Raw genomic sequence first — 17,467 nt, forward strand, 5'->3', positions numbered from 1 at the left:
GCTACCCAGGTATCGGGCTCGGGATCACGCGCTTCCTGCGCGCATGAACTCCTCGGCGGCCCGCACCTGCTCCGCAGACGGACGGATGCCGGTGTACAGCACGAACTGCTCCAGCGCCTGCAGCGTTGCGACCTCGGCGCCCGTGATCACGGCCTTCCCGGCTGCGCGGCCCGCGGCGATCAGAGGGGTCTCGGCGGGAAGGGCGACGACGTCGAACACGACCGATGCGGCGTCGATCGCCTCCGACGAGAACGACAGGGCGTGCTCGTCCGTTCCGCCGGCCATGCCGATCGGCGTGACGTTGACCAGGATGTCCGCATTCACCTCGCCCGGGTCGTCCGTCCAGTCGAAGCCGTAGAGGTCGGCGAGGGCCCGGCCGTTCGCCTCGTTGCGCGCGATGATCGTCACCCTCGAGAACCCCGCGTCGCGGAAGGCTGCGGCGGTCGCCTTCGCCATCCCTCCGGAGCCGCGCAGCAGCACGGTGCCGGCGGGGTCGAGTCCGTTGCGCTCGATCAGCTCTGCGATGGCGGAGTAGTCGGTGTTGTGGGCCGTGAGAACGCCGTCGTCGTTCACGATCGTGTTGACCGAGTCGATCGCGCTCGCCGAGGGATCCATCCGATCGACGAGGGCGATGACGTCCTCTTTATAGGGCATGGATATCGCGCAGCCCCGGATGCCGAGTCCGCGGACCCCCGCGATGGCCTGCGCGAGGTCGGTCGGCGCGAACGCCTTGTAGATCCAGTTCAGCCCGAGCGCCTCGTAGAGATGGTTGTGGAAGCGGGTCCCGTTGTTGCTCGGCCGCGCCGAAAGCGAGATGCAGAGCGTCATGTCCTTGTTGAGCAGCGTCACCGCATCAGGGTACTCGCGCGCCCGCGGATTCGGGGGAGAAGGACGACGGAGGTGCCTCCGTGCTGTGCGTCCTGTCTCCTCCCGAAACCTGCGATCCCTGCGGGATCAGTTCCCCGACCTTCGCCGATCCCGCTGGACCGAAGTCCGTGGCGGGATCGTTCATCCTCCCCTATGGTGAAGGTGCATGCACAAGGGGCTTGATCGTCTCCGTCTCTCCCCACGAGACGGCGGCCCACCCCAGGGGCAAAGACGATCCGTGCATGCGATTGGGCCCTCTCGAGTAGTTCAGTCCCCAATGGGCTACTCGAGGGGGCCGCTATCGTTCATTCTCGCACCGAAGTTCAGATTTGTCCCCCAAAAGGGGGACAAGAGCCTCGAAAAGAAGCTAGGCTGTTTCTGACGCACCCTCCGGTCGTCTTCGGCCCTCATCGCTCCCCCCGCGGTGAGGGCCACACCATTTTCCGGGCGCCGCCTGCGGCCCGCGCCCGTGGATCCGTCGTGTGACGGGCGGATGCCGCTCGTGCAACATTTGGATTACCTTCTGCCCGCGGCTATTCCCCTCGGGGTCTCCTCCACTAGCGTTAGCGATGTCGGGGCATCCCTGCGTCGGCTTCTTCACCAGCAGAACAGGCAGTACATGAGCACCCAGGGCACGGTTAAGTGGTTCAACTCGGAGAAGGGCTTCGGCTTCATCTCCCCCGACGACGGAGGCGCTGACGTCTTCGCACATTACTCCGCCATCGAATCTTCCGGCTACCGGTCTCTCGACGAGAACCAGCGAGTCGAGTTCGACGTGGCGCAGGGGCCCAAGGGCCTGCAGGCAGAGAACATTCGCCCCCTCTGAGCGGGCGATACACAGGACTCCCTGACCGGATCGCGTCACCGACGCGTCATCCGGCGGGGAGTTCTGTGCTTCCGGCGGCGGGTGAGGACACGCGAAGGCGCTGGTGACGGTCGCCCGGGCGGGCGAAGTCGTGGCGCATGTGTGTTGCCGAGGTCAGCTCAGCAACAGCGCGCGCAGCTCGTCGACGGATGCGACGCGGAACGCGGCGTCGTCCCCCTCATGGGAGTCGCTGAAGCCCCACTCGACGAAGATCACCGGGACGCCGTTGGCGTTGCCGCCCTCGACGTCGTGATGCCGGTCGCCGACGAGCACCGGTCGCGAGGTGTCGGCGCCGAGCTCGCGCAGACGCCGCAGCGCTTCGGCGACGATGTCGGTCTTCGATGCGAGCGTCGACTCGTCGGGGGTGGCACCGACCGTCGTCAGGAACGCGGGGCGGAGGCCGAAGTGGTCGACCAGCGCGTCGACCTGGTTCTCCGGCTTCGAACTGGCCGTCGCCTGCGGGACGCCCGCGGCATGCAGCGCGTGGATGAGGTCGGTCACGCCGGGATAGGTCGCGACGTCGGTCGTGTATCCGTCGGCCTTGCCGAGCGTGCGGTAGAAGGCGACCGCCTCGGCGGACTGCTCCGGGGTCATTCCCGCCTGGTCCTGGAAGGACTGGAACATGGGAGGCCCGATCCAGTGCACCAGCTCCTCGCGCGTCGGCGCCGGGTGGCCGAAGTGGGTCAGCGCGACGTTCAGCCGGCGGAGGATGCCGACGGACGCGTCGATGATCGTGCCGTCGACGTCCCACAGCACGCAGGAGTAAGGGGAATGGGGCATGCCTCCAGCCTATGGGCACGCGCGGGGGTGCCTGCTCCTTCTGCACAGGTGTGCGTCGGAGAAGGTTCTGCACACCTCATGTGAACGCCCTCTGTCCACATATAAGGTCGTGACAAGAGTGGATCTGCGGGTCAGAATGGGGGCATGTACGTGTCGGTGGAAGTCATCACGATGCTGGCGACAGCGGTGACGATGCTCGTGGCGATCGTCAGCGGATTCGGCTGGATGATCAATCGGATGGACGCGCGATTCGAGGCGCAGGACGCGAAGTACGAAGCACGCTTCGATCGGATCGATGATCGGTTCGATCGGATCGATGATCGGTTCGACCGGATCGACGATCGTCTGCAGAAGGTCGAGGTCGAGATCACGGAGGTGAAGATCGCGGTCGCGCGGCTCGAAGGACCGACTCCGCGCCTGATGACCGTTCGTTGACGAGTGGGGCGCCGGCTCGCCGCTACCCGCCGTCACCCCGTCGCCCTGCGAGATAGTCCGCAAGGGGACCGCCGGCCGGGCGCCGTCGCCACCACCAGCCATCCTTGTCGTCGATCCGGAAGTAGTGGCCGACGAGGCCCTCGACGTCGGGCTCCGTTGAGGCTCTGAATCGGTCATCGGCTTCCGCAACCGCACTCGCGATGTACTCCTGCACGCCCTCCGACGCCGCCGCCGAGAACTTCGCGATGTAGTCGCGCGAGCACAGATCGTTCGTGTAGTCGTCGATCGTCGGCGTGTACGCGGCGACTTCGGCAGCAAGGTCTCGCCACGTCTGCAGCTCCCGCTGCAGGCTGGTGTGAGCGGCCCAGCCAGCGGCGTGCATCTCGGCTTCGGTGCGGCTTATCTCGGATTCGAGCGTCATACGCACAGTCTGCCAACGGCGGCTCCACGAAGCATTCGGGGCAACGCGGTGGCTTCAGAACAGGCGGGGGATGCCCGACTCGATGCCCTTCATGTCGTCGTAGTCGAGCACGAGGCAGCGGATGCCGCGGTCCTCGGCGAGAACGCGCGCCTGGGGCTTGATCTCCTGGGCGGCGAACACGCCCTGCACGGGGGACAGGTGGGGGTCGCGGCCGAGCAGTTCGAGGTAGCGGGTGAGCTGCTCGACGCCGTCGATGTCGCCGCGGCGCTTGATCTCGACCGCGATCGCTGCGCCGTCGGCATCCCGCACCAGCAGGTCGACCGGGCCGATGGCCGTCGGATACTCGCGGCGCACGAGGGTCGCGCCCTCGGAGATGCGGTCCACCTGCTCGGCGAGCAGGCGCTGCAGGTCGGCTTCGACACCGTCCTTCTGCAGACCGGGGTCGATGCCCAGCTCGTGGGAGGTGTCGTGGATGATCTCGTAGATCTGCACACGCAAAGCGTCGCCGGTCTTCTTGTGGGTCACGCGCCACACCTCGACGACGCCGGCGCTGGCCTCTTCCTCCCCGGGCTCCTCGCTCGACAGCGAGCACGGCGGGCTCATCCAGTTCAGCGGCTTGTAGCTGCCGCCGTCGGAGTGCACGAGCAGACTCCCGTCTCCCTTGTGCACGAGCAGACGCGTGGCGAGCGGGAGATGGGCATTGAGCCGACCGGTGTAGTCGACCGAGCAGCGGGCGATGACGAGACGCACCCGTCGAGCCTACTTCGTCACGGCACCGCCGCGTCCCACCCGCCCGGACGCGCACCGCTCAGCGATCGAGGAACGAGCCCAGCGCCTCGAACAGCCCGAGCTCGGTCGCCGCCGACCGCGCGATGAGGAATCCGATGATCCCGATGATCCAGGCGGTGTTCTCGGCGCCGGTGCGCTCCATCCAGGCAGCGAAACGCTCGAGTGGCCGTCGGACCAGGGGAGCAGCGACGATCCGAAGGATGAGGAGGACGATCGCCGGGAGGATCATCAGCGCGCAGTAGCCGACGAGGGACAGCACACGAAGCGGCGCGTCGATCCCGGCATCCGCGAGCATGGTCATCGCGACGATGTACGGGAGCATGGTCGCGACCTCGACGAGACCCGCCGCGATCGCGACCGCCATCACGGCGGTTCCTCTGGTGCGCGGGTCGAGCAGGCGCTCCCGCCATCGCGTGATGCGGCCGGGGCGAGGAGCGGCATCCGCCTCGGCTCCGGCCGTCGACCCCGGGGCCGCCGCGGGAGGAGGTCGCATGCCGCCGGAGGCATGCGTGTCATCGGCCGTCGACATGCTCGTCCACGGAGAGACCTGCGGCGCGGAGGCCACCGGGGATGCGGCCTCGGGCGGAGTCGTGCCTCGGGACGCCTTGTCGCCCGTCGGCATCGCGAACGCGGTGATCAGGAGCGCGCCTCCCACCACGAGCCTCGTGATCAGCCCGCGCGGGGACGAGAGGAAGTCGGAGGCGACGTCGACGAGGTTCACGAGTCCCCAGAGGAACAGCAGGCCGACGAGGAGGTAGAAGCCGGCGATCGTCACGAGGTACAGGAGGATGCGCCCGGCGCGCACCCGCCCCGGGTGCAGCAGCAGGAAGACCGGGATGAGGAGAGTGCCGACGCTCAGCCCGTCGATCAGCGCCAGAAGCGCGAGGGAGAGGGGGAGCGGCAGGCCGCCGAAGAGTTCCATACCTCCACGCTCGTCGGGTCGGGGCCGCGGCGGATCGGGCGAAAGTACCGTTCCCGCGCCGCTCCTCATCCCTTCGGCTGATGCGCCGCGACGCGCGCCGTGGTTGCATGAGGTCATGCACGAGCAGGTCGATGGCGGATTCGGCGCCTGGTACCGCCGGCACCGCTGGTGGGCGGATCCGATCGGGATGGCGCTCCTCGCCGTCGTGATGGCGGCGCTCGGCTTCCGCGGCATCTGGGGGCCGTTCTCGATCCTTCCGACCGACGTGTCGCCGTGGTGGGCGCTGGTTCTCACGCTTCCGGCATGCGCCCTCGCTCTCGCCAAGAGACGGATGCCGTGGACCGTGCTCGCTCTCGTCACGCTGCTCTTCGTGATCGATCTCCTCACGGTCGGCGGCATCGGCACGGTCCTCGTCCTGCTGGATGTGCTGTGGACGGCGGCTTTCCTCGCCGGCGAGCAGGGCCGCCGAGTGCTGCTCGTGCTCCTGGGGGCGGCGACGGTCGCGCTGTTCCTCGCCGCGCTGCTCTTCGCGGATGTGCCGTTCGCGGTCGCGTTCCTCATCGGGGTGCAGTTCGGCGCGATCTTCGGCACCGACTACTGGTGGGCGGTCGCCGTCTCCCAGGCGCACGAACTCGCCGAACTGCATCGCCAGCGCGCCGAGGACGCTGCGGCCGTCGCCGATCGAGACCGTGCCGAGGCCGTGCAGCGCGAGCGCGAGACCATGGCCCGGGAACTGCATGATGTGGTGGCCGGGCACGTGATGGCCATGGCGATCCGCGCGGAGGCGGCCCTCTCCACGGCACCCGACCGCACGAAGGACCGTGAGGCGCTGCAGGCCGTGCGCGATGCGGGTCTCGACGCCCACGGCGCACTGCGATCGATGATCTCCGTCCTGCGTCGCGGCGACGGGAGTCTCGCGCCGACGCCGCGCTGGGCCGATCTCGGCGGCATCGTCCAGGAGGCGGAGCGGGCGGGTCTCGTCGTCCGTCTCTCCGCCGACGACTTCGGAGGCCTCGCCACCGCGGCCGAGCAGGCCGTGGTCCGGATCGTGCGCGAAGCCCTGACGAACTGCATCCGGCATGCGGGCGGAGCCGACGTCGACGTCGTGATCGAACAGGTCGACGCCGAGGTGCGCGTGCGGGTGCGGTCCCGCGGGGGAGTGGCCAGCGCTGCGGCCGCACACGGCGACGACGGCTGGGGCCTGCAGATGCTCCGCGAACGCGTCGACACCCTGGGCGGCACCTTCTCCGCAGGGCCGACTGCCGACGGGTGGGCGGTCGAGGGCAGGATCCCGATCGAGGTGCGGGTGTGACCGCTCCGACGGTGCTGCTCGCCGACGACCACGGAGCGATCAGAGCGGGCCTGCGCATCATGCTGGAGGCACAAGGCATCACCGTGGTCGGCGAGGCCGCGGACGGAGACGTCGCGGTGCGCAACGCGGCGGCGCTGCGTCCCGACGTGGTGCTCATGGACCTGCGGATGCCTGGACGGGACGGGGTCTCGGCCACCAGGGAGATCGTCGACCGCGGGCTCGGGGACGTGCTGGTCCTGACGAGCTTCGACGAGGACGAGCTCGTCTTCGGGGCGATCCGCGCCGGTGCGGTCGGGTTCCTCCTCAAGACCGTCGACGCGCCCACCCTCGTGCAGGCGGTCCGGTCGGTGGCCGCAGGCGAGGGGGCACTGGATCCGCGGGTGACCCGGCGTGCGCTCGCCGCGGCGGCTCAGGGGACAGCGGCTCCGGCGCCCGCCGGGCCGGAGCAGCCGGAGCTGACCGCCCGCGAGCAGGAGGTGCTCGACGGCATCCTGCAGGGGTGGTCGAACGCGCAGCTCGCAGCGCGGCTTCGCATCTCGCTGCCCACCGTCAAGACGCATGTCTCGAACGTGCTCACCAAGCTCGGTGCACGCAGCCGGTCTCATGCGGCAGCCCTGGTGCGCAGCCGAGAGGAGTGAGGGCTCAGTCCTTCGTCGCGCCGGCGACCGGAGTCTTCTCGTCTGCGCGCAGCGGACGGGCGGCACCCGAGAACAGTCCGGACATGACGACCAGCCCGACCAGGATGAACAGCGTGTTCAGCAGGCCGATGTGCTCGCTGATGATGCCGAGCGTCGGAGGCCCGCCGAGGAAGGCCACGTAGCCGATCGTCGCCGCCGCGCTCACCCGCGCCGCCGCTTTGGCGGGGTCGTCGGCGGCCGCGGACATGCCCAGGGGGAAGCCGAGCGAGGCGCCGATGCCCCACAGCGCCGCTCCGACGAGCACGAGGGGGAAGGTCGGCGCGAGGACGAAGAGCAGGATGCCCGATGCGGCCGCCACAGCGAGGATGCGCAGCACCGCGACGCGGCCGAAGCGGTCGACGAGCGGGCCGCCGAACAGCCGCACGACGGTCATCCCGACCGAGAACACGGCGAGCGACACGGCACCGGTGCCCTCGGCGAATCCGTGGCCCTGCTCCGTGCCGAGAGCGATCCAGTCGTTGGCGCCGCCTTCGGCGAACGACATCCCGAGCATGACGACGCCGATCAGATAGGTGCGCGGTTCGCGCCACGCCTCGAGCGCGGTGTGCATGCGTGCGCGGAACGCCGGCTTCTCGTGCGACGCGGGATCGAGGGCCGCCTCGCGGACGGGCACCTGGAAGAAGCACACGAGCGCGATGACCGCGACGAGGCTGCCCATGATCGCGGCGTGCGCGGCGACATCGATCGCGAGCTGCGCTGCGAGCGCCCCGATCCCCGCGCCGATGACCGTCCCGAAGCTGAAGAACGCGTGGAAGACGGGCAGGATCGTGCGGCCCATCTGCTGCTCGATCGCGGTCGCCTCGACGTTCATCATGACGTCGACCGATCCGTTGCCGAGGCCGAAGAGGGCCATGCCGAAGAGCACGACCGGCACCGAGGAGAAGACGTTCGCGCCCAGGCCGACGACGACGATGCCCGTGGCGAAGATCAGCATCGACAGCAGCATGCCGCGGCGCGCACCGAGCCGCGCCATCAGGGCGGGCCCGCTCGAGATGCCGATGATCGACGACAGGCCCATGCCGAGCAGGATGAGGCCCACCTGTGCATTGTCGAGGCTCAGGGCCTCCTTGATCCCCGGCACCCGAGACGCCCACGTCGCGATCGAGAGGCCGCTGGCGAGGAAGATGGCGAAGATCGCCGCGCGCCAGCGCACGAACTGCGAACGGGTGAGGGCGGCTTCCATGCCGGCCAGCCTATCGAATCGTTTCGATCCGAGGGAACCGGAGGGAGCTATCCTCGAAGTATGACCAGTCAGGAGACGCCGCGTCGGCCCACCATCGCCGACGTCGCACGCGAGGCGGGCGTGGCGACATCCACCGCCTCGGTCGTCTTCAGCGGTAAAGCGAATGTCGCCGAGGCGACGCGGGAGCGCGTGCTCGCCGCTGCCGCCGAACTCGGCTATGCCGGTCCGGATCCGCGCGCGGCATCCCTTCGTCGTGGACGCAGCGGCATCGTCGCGGTCGTGCTCGAAGGACACCTGCGCGCGGCGTTCCTCGATCCCGTGACGACGGCGATGATGGACGGTCTCACCGACGGGCTCGCAGACCTCAGCGCCGGCATCCTCCTCATGCGTGATGAACCGGGGGAGGAGGGCGCGGCGATCGCCAACGCGCCCGTCGACGCGTTCGTGCTCATCGGATGCTCGGGGCGCACCAAGGCATCACTGGAAGTGGTCGTCGGCCGCGGCCTTCCGGTGGTCGTGATCGAGGGCGACGCGGGACAGGCGATCCCGCGCATCACACTCGACAACACCCAGGCCGCCGCCGACGTCGCGCGACACGTCCGCGAACTCGGTCACCGCGATGTCGCTCTGGTCACGCTCGCGCTCGACAGCGACCGGGAGCGGGCTCCGGTCACGCCGGAGCGCATCGCGACCGCGACCGTCGACGTCACCGTGCATCGCCTCGAGGGGATGCGCCAGGTGTTCCCCGATGCTCCGGCGATCTCGGCATCCGGCAGTCTCATCGACGAAGGGGTGCTGGTGGGGCGGATGCTGCTGGCAGACCCCGCCACCCGGCCGACCGCCGTGCTCGCTCAGAGCGATCTGCTCGCGGTCGGGGTGATCCGAGCGGCCGAAGAGCTGGGGCTGCGCGTCCCCGAGGATCTCTCGGTCGCCGGATTCGACGGCATCGAGGTCGACGGGCTCGGAGACCTCACGCTCACGACCAGCGTGCAGCCGGCCGTCGAGAAGGGGCGCGCGGCGGGGGAGCAGGTCGCACGCATGCTGCGCGGCGAGCCCGGCGTCACGCAGGATCTCACCTGCGTGTTCCGCGCCGGCACGACGACCGGTCGGGTGCCCCGCTGACAGCGGACCGCCCGACGATCAGCTCCGTTGCGGGCCGATCGGCAGTGTTGTCTCTCCGAAGTCGAGGACGCGGTAGCGGCCGCAGTCGATCACCTCGTCGGGGATGGCCGGTGAGGGCAGGCTCCAGGCGACCGTCTGCGCATCCTCCACGAGGAAAGAGACCTGGCCGACATCGAAGTCCCGACGGTTCACGAGCCACGCATAGCCGTTGAGCTCGTGGTCGACCTGGACGAGCTGCGCCGGATCGTCGAGATGGAGCTTGGGCAGCCGGACGGTCCAGAACTGGCCCGCTCCGGTGCGTCCCGAGGCGTTCACCCAGTCCGTCACGCAGGAGAGGTCGGGATCGGCGGACCCGGTGGCTGCGGCGAGCCGAGGGATGCCCACGGCGCCCGCGGCGACGAGCAGCACGGCGGCCGCGGCGGCGACGAGAGCACGGATGCGCCGCGGCATCCGCCAGGCGCGCGGCATCGCGACCAGCGCGAGCACGGGCGCGAAGGCGAGAGGCTGCAGGTATCGGGCGGCGTGTGTGCCGAGGGCGACCGCGCCGATCGCCACGAGCACGGGCATGACCCAGGCGGCCGCGGCGACGAAGCGGGCGCCCGGCTCCTCGGCCTGAACCGTACGGAAGACGGCGAGAGCGAGGAGGGCGAGCACCGTCAGGCCGCCGAGGATGCCGATGGGTGTCGCCACGCGGTCGGCGAGAAGGCCGGCGTAGTACTCCGACGACTGCATCCACTGCCCGGGCTGGACGTATCCGGCGCCGGTGTTCGCGATCCATGCCGCGAAAGGAATACGTGCGACGAACCCCAGCGCGGTGGCCCCGAGGAGCACGGCCAGTGTCGTCGTCATCCGGAGTCGCCGCGGCGAGCGGAGGGCGAGCGCCCCGAGGAGGAGCGAGAGCGGAACCGTCGCCCACGCGGCGTAGAGCGGATTCGAGAGCGTCGACACGGTCGCCGTCGCCCCGAGCCCGATCAGGAGTCCGACGCCGCCCGTCGCACGATCGATCACGCGACGCACCAGCCCGACCGACAGGGTGACCGCGACCACCGTCGCCGCGTAGTAGGTGGTGGTCAGCTGCAGCGAGGCGAGCTCGAGCGCGTCTCGCGACGAGGAGGTCTCCGTCATGGCGAGAAGCGAGAACGCCACGAGCCCCACCAGCGCCCATGCCACCGGTGCCGTGTCGGCGCGGCGGCGCCCCGCGACGAGCCGCAGCGCGCCGTAGAGACCGACGATGTTCAGCACCGCGTTGACGGCGAGCAGACCGTTCACCCCGAGCCCGAGAGCCGCGTCGAGCCCCGTGAACACCGCCGTCTCGGGGAGGAAGAGGACGCTCGACAGGGCCCAGTCGCTCGGCTGACCGGAGAGGACCGACCGCGCGATCAGCGCGACGATCAGCGAATCCCCGTCCCGGAACAGCAGCTCGCCACGCGCGGACGACGCGACCTGTGCGGCGGTGAGCAGAGCGACGCACAGCGCACCCGTCCACCCCGCGAGCTCTCGCATCCAGGCCCGCCGCATGCGACCACTCTCGCACGATCACGGAAGCCGGGGACCGAGCGACCTTCGCGTCCCGGTAAACTGGCAGGGACACCCCCCGCCTGAGCCGTGAGGCCGACGACCCCCGAGGGAGCCGCGTATATGCTGACGCTCCTCGCTGTGTTCCTTCTCGGGTCGCTGTTGATGCCCGTTCTGGTGCGCTGGCTCGGAGCTCAGGCCTTCGCGATCGCCGCCCTCGTCCCGGCAGCCGCCTTCGTGCACGCGCTCGTCATGACGCCGCAGGTCCTCGAGGGTCCCGTGCCCTTCGAATCGGTCGAGTGGATCCCGCAGCTGGGACTCGACCTGTCCATGAACATGGATGTCCTCGGCTGGGTGCTCACGCTGATCGTCACCGGCGTCGGGGCTCTGGTGCTCCTCTACTGCCGCTGGTACTTCTACGAGGATTCCGCGGGAGTCGGCCAGTTCGCCGGCGTGCTGCTGGGCTTCGCCGGCGCGATGTACGGCCTCGTCCTGACCGACGACCTCGTCATCCTCGTCATGTTCTGGGAAGTCACGAGCATCCTCTCGTACCTCCTCATCGGCCACTACCGCCGGCGTGCGGCCAGCCGTCGTGCCGCGCTCCAGGCACTGCTCGTGACGACCCTCGGCGGTCTCGTGATGTTCGTCGGCGTGGTGCTCCTCGTGGTGGACACCGGCACGTCGAGCATCCAGGAGATCCTCGAGATCGCACCCACCGGGCCGATCGTGGAAGCCGCGATCGTCATGCTCCTGGTCGGCGCCATCAGCAAGTCGGCGCTGTTCCCGTTCCACTTCTGGCTCCCCGGTGCGATGGCAGCGCCCACGCCGGTGAGCGCGTATCTGCATGCGGCCGCGATGGTGAAGGCCGGCATCTACCTCATCGCCCGCTTCGCGCCGATCTTCGCGTTCAGCGCCACCTGGCGCCCCATCGTGATCACTCTCGGCATCCTCACGATGCTGCTCGGCGGCATCCAGGCGCTGCGCGAGACCGACCTCAAGCGCATCCTCGCCTTCGGCACCGTGAGCCAGCTCGGCTTCTTCGCCGTGGTCGTCGGCTACGGCACCCAGGCGACCGCTCTCGCCGGGCTCGCCCTGGTCATCGGACATGCACTCTTCAAATCGGCGCTGTTCCTGATCGTCGGAGTCATCGACCGTCAGCTGTCCACTCGTGACATCAACGAGCTGTCCGGCGTCGGCAGGCAGGCGCCGGTCATGGCGACGGCGGCATTCATCTCCGTGGCATCGATGGCCGGCATCGCACCGACCCTCGGATTCGTCGCCAAGGAGTCCACGCTCACGGCCCTCCTCGACGACGCCCAGGGCGGTTCCCCGTGGGGACTCATCGCACTGATCGGCGTCATCCTCGGGTCCATGCTCACCGCGGCATACGGGGTGCGCTTCCTCTGGGGCGCCTTCTGGAAGAAGCGCGACGAGCAGGGACGGCAGCTGCCGGACACCGCCTGGCCCGACCCGCCCGTCGGCTTCCTCTCCGCGCCGATCATCCTCGCCGGTGTCACCCTCGCCGCGGGCATCGGAGCCCCCGCGCTCGACGTGGCTCTGCACGGGTACGCCGTCACCGCGACTCCGGGCCTCGACCACGCGGGCGAAGCCGTCGAGGGCCCGGGCCACCTCGCGCTCTGGCACGGGTTCGAACCCGCGCTGGGCATCTCGATCCTGTCGATCCTGCTCGGAATCGGCCTCTTCCTCCTCACCCGCCGGACCGGGTGGGACCGCAAGGCGCGGATGCTGCGTTTCACCGCCGCCGACGTGTACTACTTCGTCATGCGCGGTGTCGACCGGCTCTCCGTGCTCAGCACGACGCTCACGCAGCGCGGTTCGCTGCCCGTCTACGTCGGGACCATCTTCGTGGTGTTCGTCGCGGCCGAGGTCACGGCACTGATCGCGAGCGACATCGACCGCTACAACCTGTCGGCCTGGCACACGCCGGCGCAGATCGTCGTCGCGCCGATCATGGCGGTGGCCGGTGTGTTCGCCGTCCGCGCGCAGAAGCGCTACACGGGCGTGGTCCTGGTCTCGGTCACCGGGCTCGGCATGGTCGTGCTGTTCGCGACGAGCGGCGCTCCCGACCTCGCCCTGACGCAGATCCTGGTCGAGACCGTCACCATGGTCACGTTCGCCCTCGTGCTCCGCCGGCTGCCCGCCCGCATGGGGGAGCACAACGCCTCGGTCGGTCGGATCCCCCGCGCACTCCTCGCGATCGGCGTCGGCGTGACGATGGCCTTCGTGGCCGTCGTCGCCACGCAGTCCCGGGTCGCCGATCCGATCTCGGAGGCGTTCCCGCAACTGGCGTACGAGATCGGCCACGGCAAGAACGTCGTCAACGTCGCGCTGGTCGACCTGCGTGGCTGGGACACGATGGGCGAGCTCTCGGTGCTCGTGCTCGCCGCGACCGGCGTGGCCTCCCTCGTGTTCGTGACTCACCGCGCCGACCTGCTCGCCGCCACCAAGAACCTGCCGCGGGCGACACGCAAGGCCGCGCGCAGCCGCCCGCTCGTGGAGACCACCGAGGGCATCCGCTTCCAGACCTCCGAGAACGAGAGCAGCCCACGGGCGTGGCTCGTCGGCGGTCAGAAGATGAAGCCCGAGAACAGGTCGATCCTGCTCGAGGTGATCGTCCGCATCCTCTTCCACACGATCATCGTGGTGTCGATCTTCCTGCTGTTCTCCGGCCACAACCTCCCGGGCGGCGGTTTCGCCGGCGGTCTCGTGGCGGGTATGGCGCTGGTGATGCGGTACATCGCCGGCGGACGCTGGGAGCTGGGCGCGGCGGCTCCCACGGATGCCGGGCGGCTCCTGGGCACCGGTCTGATCCTCGCGGTCGGCACCGCCGTCGTGCCCCTGTTCTTCGGCCTCGCGCCGCTGACCAGCTCCTTCTGGGAATGGGAGATCCCCGGCATCGGGCACATGGAGTTCGTCACCTCGACCATCTTCGACGTCGGCGTGTACCTCGTCGTGATCGGGCTGGTCCTCGACGTGCTGCGCAGCCTGGGCGCCGAGGTCGATCGCCAGGCGGCCCTGCGCACGACGCCGGGGCCTGAGGGCTTCCTCTCGCGGAGCGGGGGGAACAGCTGATGGACGTCTCGCTCACGCTGATCGTGATCATGGCCGTGCTCTTCGCCTGCGGCGTGTACGCGATGCTGGAGCGCAGCCTGACCCGTGTGCTGATCGGCTTCCTGCTGCTCGGCAACGCGACCAATCTGCTGCTGCTGATCGTGATGGGCGTTCCCGGTAACGCGCCGTTCTTCGGCACGGAGGGCGAGATGAGCGACCCGCTCCCACAGGCGCTCACCCTCACCGCGATCGTCATCACCTTCGCCGTCTCGGCCTTCCTCCTCGCACTGATCTATCGCTCCTGGCAGCTCGGTCAGGCCGACACCGTCGAGGACGACGAGGCCGACATCGCCCTGCGTGAGCGCACCGACGCCGACGAAGACCTCATGGACGACGAGTCCGAGACCGACGACGACGAGGCGACCACCGACTTCGTCGGGGTGCAGACGGCGCCGATCACGGTGCTGCACATGCGCGACCACCCCGCCATCCACGACGACGCTCCGTTCGACGCCCCGACGGGCTGGGGTGACGAACCCTCCTCTCCGTCAGACGGAGGCGGCGAAACACGCCCAGACGAATCCCACGACCGCGGAGAGAACGAGGAGGACAGGCCATGACCGCCCTCGTCCCGCTCCTCGTCGCCCTCCCGCTCCTCGGCGCGGCCATCACCCTCGTGTTCGGTCGGAACGCCCGGCTTCAGGTCGTCGTCACCGTGGCCACCCTCGCTGCCGTCTCCGTCATCGCCGCGGTGCTCCTGGTCGTGGTGGACGCCGGGTCCCCACTCGCCGTCTCGGTCGGCGGCTGGCCGGTGCCGTTCGGGATCGTCCTGTACGTGGACCGCCTCGCCGCGCTGCTCGTGCTCATCTCGAGCATCGTGCTGCTCGCGGTCCTCCTCTTCTCCATCGGGCAGGGCGTCGCCGACGGCACCGAAGAGACTCCGATCTCGATCTTCAACCCCTCGTACCTGATCCTCGCGGCGGGCATCTTCAACGCCTTCATCGCGGGCGACCTGTTCAACCTCTACGTCGGATTCGAGATCCTGCTCGTCGCGTCGTACGTGCTGATCACGCTCGGCAGCACCGAGTCCCGAATCCGCACCGGTGCCGTCTACATCGTCGTCTCCCTGGTCTCGTCGATCCTGTTCCTCGCGTCGATCGCGATGATCTACGGCGCTCTCGGCACGGTCAACATGGCCCAGATCGCCGAGCGCATGTCCGAGCTCCCGCAGGAGACGCAGCTCGTGCTGCACCTGATGCTGGTGGTCGCGTTCGGCATCAAGGCGGCCATCTTCCCGGTGTCTTTCTGGCTGCCGGACTCGTATCCGACGGCGCCGGCACCGGTCACCGCGGTGTTCGCCGGCCTGCTGACGAAGGTCGGCGTCTACGCGCTGATCCGCACCGAGACGCAGCTGTTCGCCTCGAACAGCATCGACACGCTGCTGCTGATCATCGCGCTCGCGACCATGATCGTCGGCGTGCTCGGCGCCGTGGCCCAGGCAGAGCTCAAACGGATCCTGTCGTTCACGCTAGTCAGCCATGTCGGGTACATGATCTTCGGTCTCGCGATCGCGACGCCGGCCGCGATCGGGGCGACGGTGTATTACATCGTCCACCACATCGTCGTGCAGACGACCCTGTTCCTCGCGGTGGGACTGGTGGAACGAAGAGCGGGCAGCACCTCGATCCTGCGAGTCAAGGGGCTGCTGAAGGTCGCGCCGGTCATCGCGGTGCTGTACTTCGTGCCGGCCATCAACCTCGGTGGCCTGCCGCCCTTCTCCGGCTTCATCGGCAAGTTCGCGCTGTTCGAGGCGGCGGCATCCGTCGGCACCCCGCTCATGATCGTGTTGATCTTCGGCGGCATCGTGACCTCGCTGCTGACCCTCTACGCTCTGATGCGCGCCTGGAACCTCGCGTTCTGGCGTGAGGAGGAGGACTCCACCGAGACCGAGGGACGCATCTCCTACCTCGGAAACGCGCCGGCGGCCGACGAGCAGCAGGAGCGCCGTCGCATCCCGAAGATCATGACCGTCGCGACCGGGGGGATGGTCGCCGTCACGCTCGCTCTGACGATCTTCGCCGGACCCCTCTACGCCCTCTGCGACCGTATCGGCGCCGGGCTGCTCCAGCCCGTGAGCCTCGTTCAGCTGCAGGAGGAGGTGGGCGGATGAGACGTCAGACCCGACGCCACCTCTGGCGCGACATCCGGGTGCAGCTGCCCTTCCTGGCCTGGCTCGTCGTGCTCTGGATGCTGCTGTGGGCGCAGTTCACCGTGCTGTCGTTCCTCACCGGGCTCGTCGTCGCGATCTTCGTGACGCGCGTGTTCCGGCTGCCGACCGTCGAGCTGTCCGGCAGGATCAACCTCTGGTACGCCGCACTGTTCGTCGTGCAGTTCCTGTTCGCGGTGCTGAGCGGCGCGCTCTCGGTCACAGCGCAGGTGTTCGACTTCCGCCGTCAGCCCGGCACGGCGATCATCGGGGTGCCGCTGCGCTACGCCGACGACCTGGTGATGACGCACGTCGCCGTGGTGTCCTCGCTGATCCCCGGCTCCCTGGTCGTGGAGACCGACCGCGACCGCCGCATCCTGTATCTGCACGTGATCGGCGTGCGGAACCTGGCCGACGTGGAGAAGCAGCGCGCCGGCGTGCTCCGCTGGGAGCGTCGGGTCGTGCGTGCGCTCGGCGACCCCGCGCAGTATCGTGCGCTCAAGGCCGATCAGCGCGCCGGCCTCGGATCGACGAAGGGCGGTGCCCGATGAACATCCTGCTCCTGCTGATCATGGTGGTGTTCGGCATCGCCGCCATCCTCACCCTGATCCGCATCGTGCGCGGGCCGTCGATCCTCGACCGCGCCGTCGCGTCCGACGTGCTCCTCACCGAGGTGATGTGCGTGATCGGTGCCGAGATGGCCATCAACGGTCACACCCGAAGCATCCCCGTGCTCCTGATCATCGCGGCCATCGGAGTGTTCGGGTCGATCTCCGTCGCCCGGTTCGTCGCGAGAAGGGACAACACGACACCATGAACGTGTTCGGTCTCATGATCCCGGATGCCGTCATCGACGTGGCGGTCCTGGTCCTCATACTGCTCGGGGCGGTGCTGTGCCTGTCCGCCGCGGTCGGGCTGCTGCACTTCCGTGACGTGCCCACTCGACTGCACGCGGCCACGAAGCCGCAGGTGCTCGGGCTGCTGCTCATCTGCATCGCCATCGCCCTGTCGCAGCGCTCGATCGGCGGCATCCTGCTCGGCTTCGTGCTGGTGGCCCCGGTCGTGCTGATGCAGTTCGCGACCGCGCCGCTGTCGGCGCACATGGTCGGGCGACAGGCGTACCGCAACGGCACCATCGAACAGCGCGGCCTCGTGGTGGACGAGCTGGCCGAGTCGAAGCAGACCCCGCCCGGCGCCGGCTGAGTCCGTCTTCGTCACGGCGCCGGTGAAGACGCCGGTGGGCGCCGTCCGTGCGGAGTTGTTCACGCGGCCCGCGGGAG

At 69.1% G+C, this 17,467-nt stretch carries 18 protein-coding genes; 11 read left to right on the forward strand and 7 right to left on the reverse strand.

The window, feature by feature from the left end:
- Positions 1 to 24 precede the first annotated feature (24 nt).
- On the reverse strand, positions 25 to 849 hold the full coding sequence (locus tag CQ045_RS08415) for a shikimate 5-dehydrogenase (RefSeq protein ID WP_258131003.1): 825 nt from the start codon (positions 847 to 849) through the stop codon (positions 25 to 27).
- A 637-nt stretch (positions 850 to 1,486) separates the two neighbouring features.
- On the opposite strand from CQ045_RS08415, the gene CQ045_RS08420 reads away from it, so the two are divergent.
- Positions 1,487 to 1,693 carry a cold-shock protein gene (locus CQ045_RS08420; RefSeq protein ID WP_046014597.1) on the forward strand — a complete coding sequence of 69 codons (207 nt, stop codon included), beginning with the start codon at positions 1,487 to 1,489 and terminating at the stop codon, positions 1,691 to 1,693.
- A 153-nt stretch (positions 1,694 to 1,846) separates the two neighbouring features.
- On the opposite strand, the gene CQ045_RS08425 is transcribed toward CQ045_RS08420, so the two are convergent.
- Positions 1,847 to 2,512: an HAD hydrolase-like protein gene (locus CQ045_RS08425; protein ID WP_105722634.1), complete on the reverse strand. Its 666-nt coding sequence runs from the start codon at positions 2,510 to 2,512 to the stop codon at positions 1,847 to 1,849.
- A 144-nt stretch (positions 2,513 to 2,656) separates the two neighbouring features.
- On the opposite strand from CQ045_RS08425, the gene CQ045_RS08430 reads away from it, so the two are divergent.
- Positions 2,657 to 2,947 (forward strand): response regulator, encoded by a 291-nt coding sequence (locus CQ045_RS08430; RefSeq protein WP_105722636.1) that lies wholly within the window; start codon positions 2,657 to 2,659, stop codon positions 2,945 to 2,947.
- Between the two features lie 22 nt (positions 2,948 to 2,969).
- Here CQ045_RS08430 and CQ045_RS08435 read toward each other — a convergent pair whose 3' ends face one another.
- Genes CQ045_RS08435 through CQ045_RS08445 form a run of 3 tightly spaced genes read right to left on the reverse strand, consistent with a single transcriptional unit; the run spans position 2,970 to position 5,079 of the window.
- Positions 2,970 to 3,368, reverse strand: a complete 399-nt coding sequence (locus CQ045_RS08435) for a hypothetical protein (protein ID WP_105722638.1) — start codon at positions 3,366 to 3,368, stop codon at positions 2,970 to 2,972.
- Positions 3,369 to 3,422: 54 nt separating this feature from the next.
- Positions 3,423 to 4,118, reverse strand: coding sequence for an endonuclease NucS (gene nucS, locus CQ045_RS08440; RefSeq protein WP_105722640.1), 696 nt, complete (start codon positions 4,116 to 4,118; stop codon positions 3,423 to 3,425).
- A gap of 58 nt (positions 4,119 to 4,176) precedes the next feature.
- Positions 4,177 to 5,079, reverse strand: a complete 903-nt coding sequence (locus CQ045_RS08445) for a GAP family protein (protein ID WP_105722642.1) — start codon at positions 5,077 to 5,079, stop codon at positions 4,177 to 4,179.
- Between the two features lie 115 nt (positions 5,080 to 5,194).
- On the opposite strand from CQ045_RS08445, the gene CQ045_RS08450 reads away from it, so the two are divergent.
- Together CQ045_RS08450 and CQ045_RS08455 are read left to right on the forward strand one after the other, a co-directional pair.
- On the forward strand, positions 5,195 to 6,391 hold the full coding sequence (locus tag CQ045_RS08450) for a sensor histidine kinase (RefSeq protein WP_105722644.1): 1,197 nt from the start codon (positions 5,195 to 5,197) through the stop codon (positions 6,389 to 6,391).
- A complete protein-coding gene (locus CQ045_RS08455; RefSeq protein ID WP_181156502.1) occupies positions 6,388 to 7,029 on the forward strand; it encodes a response regulator transcription factor in 642 nt (213 codons plus the stop codon). The genes CQ045_RS08450 and CQ045_RS08455 overlap by 4 nt, the downstream gene beginning before the upstream one ends.
- Before the next feature lie 4 nt (positions 7,030 to 7,033).
- Here CQ045_RS08455 and CQ045_RS08460 read toward each other — a convergent pair whose 3' ends face one another.
- Entirely contained in the window at positions 7,034 to 8,272 is a 1,239-nt protein-coding gene (locus tag CQ045_RS08460; protein ID WP_105722646.1) for an MFS transporter, read from the reverse strand.
- Between the two features lie 60 nt (positions 8,273 to 8,332).
- On the opposite strand from CQ045_RS08460, the gene CQ045_RS08465 reads away from it, so the two are divergent.
- On the forward strand, positions 8,333 to 9,394 hold the full coding sequence (locus CQ045_RS08465) for a LacI family DNA-binding transcriptional regulator (RefSeq protein WP_105722648.1): 1,062 nt from the start codon (positions 8,333 to 8,335) through the stop codon (positions 9,392 to 9,394).
- A gap of 18 nt (positions 9,395 to 9,412) precedes the next feature.
- Here the strand turns inward: CQ045_RS08465 and CQ045_RS08470 are convergent, their stop codons facing one another.
- Positions 9,413 to 10,912, reverse strand: coding sequence for a hypothetical protein (locus CQ045_RS08470; protein WP_105722650.1), 1,500 nt, complete (start codon positions 10,910 to 10,912; stop codon positions 9,413 to 9,415).
- A 120-nt stretch (positions 10,913 to 11,032) separates the two neighbouring features.
- Here CQ045_RS08470 and CQ045_RS08475 point away from each other — a divergent pair, with 120 nt between their 5' ends.
- The 6 genes from CQ045_RS08475 to mnhG are packed head-to-tail and all read left to right on the forward strand — an operon-like array spanning position 11,033 to position 17,390.
- Entirely contained in the window at positions 11,033 to 14,002 is a 2,970-nt protein-coding gene (locus CQ045_RS08475) for a Na+/H+ antiporter subunit A (RefSeq protein ID WP_105722652.1), read from the forward strand.
- The gene (locus CQ045_RS08480) at positions 14,002 to 14,601 is read left to right on the forward strand and encodes a Na(+)/H(+) antiporter subunit C (protein WP_105722654.1); all 600 of its coding nucleotides are present in this window, start codon (positions 14,002 to 14,004) and stop codon (positions 14,599 to 14,601) included. The genes CQ045_RS08475 and CQ045_RS08480 overlap by 1 nt, the downstream gene beginning before the upstream one ends.
- Positions 14,598 to 16,151, forward strand: a complete 1,554-nt coding sequence (locus CQ045_RS08485; protein WP_105722656.1) for a Na+/H+ antiporter subunit D — start codon at positions 14,598 to 14,600, stop codon at positions 16,149 to 16,151. Before CQ045_RS08480 ends, CQ045_RS08485 begins: the two co-directional genes overlap by 4 nt.
- The gene (locus tag CQ045_RS08490) at positions 16,148 to 16,738 is read left to right on the forward strand and encodes a Na+/H+ antiporter subunit E (RefSeq protein ID WP_105722658.1); all 591 of its coding nucleotides are present in this window, start codon (positions 16,148 to 16,150) and stop codon (positions 16,736 to 16,738) included. Before CQ045_RS08485 ends, CQ045_RS08490 begins: the two co-directional genes overlap by 4 nt.
- A complete protein-coding gene (locus CQ045_RS08495) occupies positions 16,735 to 17,004 on the forward strand; it encodes a monovalent cation/H+ antiporter complex subunit F (RefSeq protein ID WP_105722660.1) in 270 nt (89 codons plus the stop codon). The genes CQ045_RS08490 and CQ045_RS08495 overlap by 4 nt, the downstream gene beginning before the upstream one ends.
- Positions 17,001 to 17,390: a monovalent cation/H(+) antiporter subunit G gene (mnhG, locus tag CQ045_RS08500; RefSeq protein WP_105722662.1), complete on the forward strand. Its 390-nt coding sequence runs from the start codon at positions 17,001 to 17,003 to the stop codon at positions 17,388 to 17,390. Before CQ045_RS08495 ends, mnhG begins: the two co-directional genes overlap by 4 nt.
- Positions 17,391 to 17,467: the final 77 nt, after the last annotated feature.

The organism is Microbacterium sp. MYb66 (assembly GCF_002979435.1).
In the GTDB taxonomy this organism is placed as follows: Bacteria; Actinomycetota; Actinomycetes; order Actinomycetales; family Microbacteriaceae; genus Microbacterium.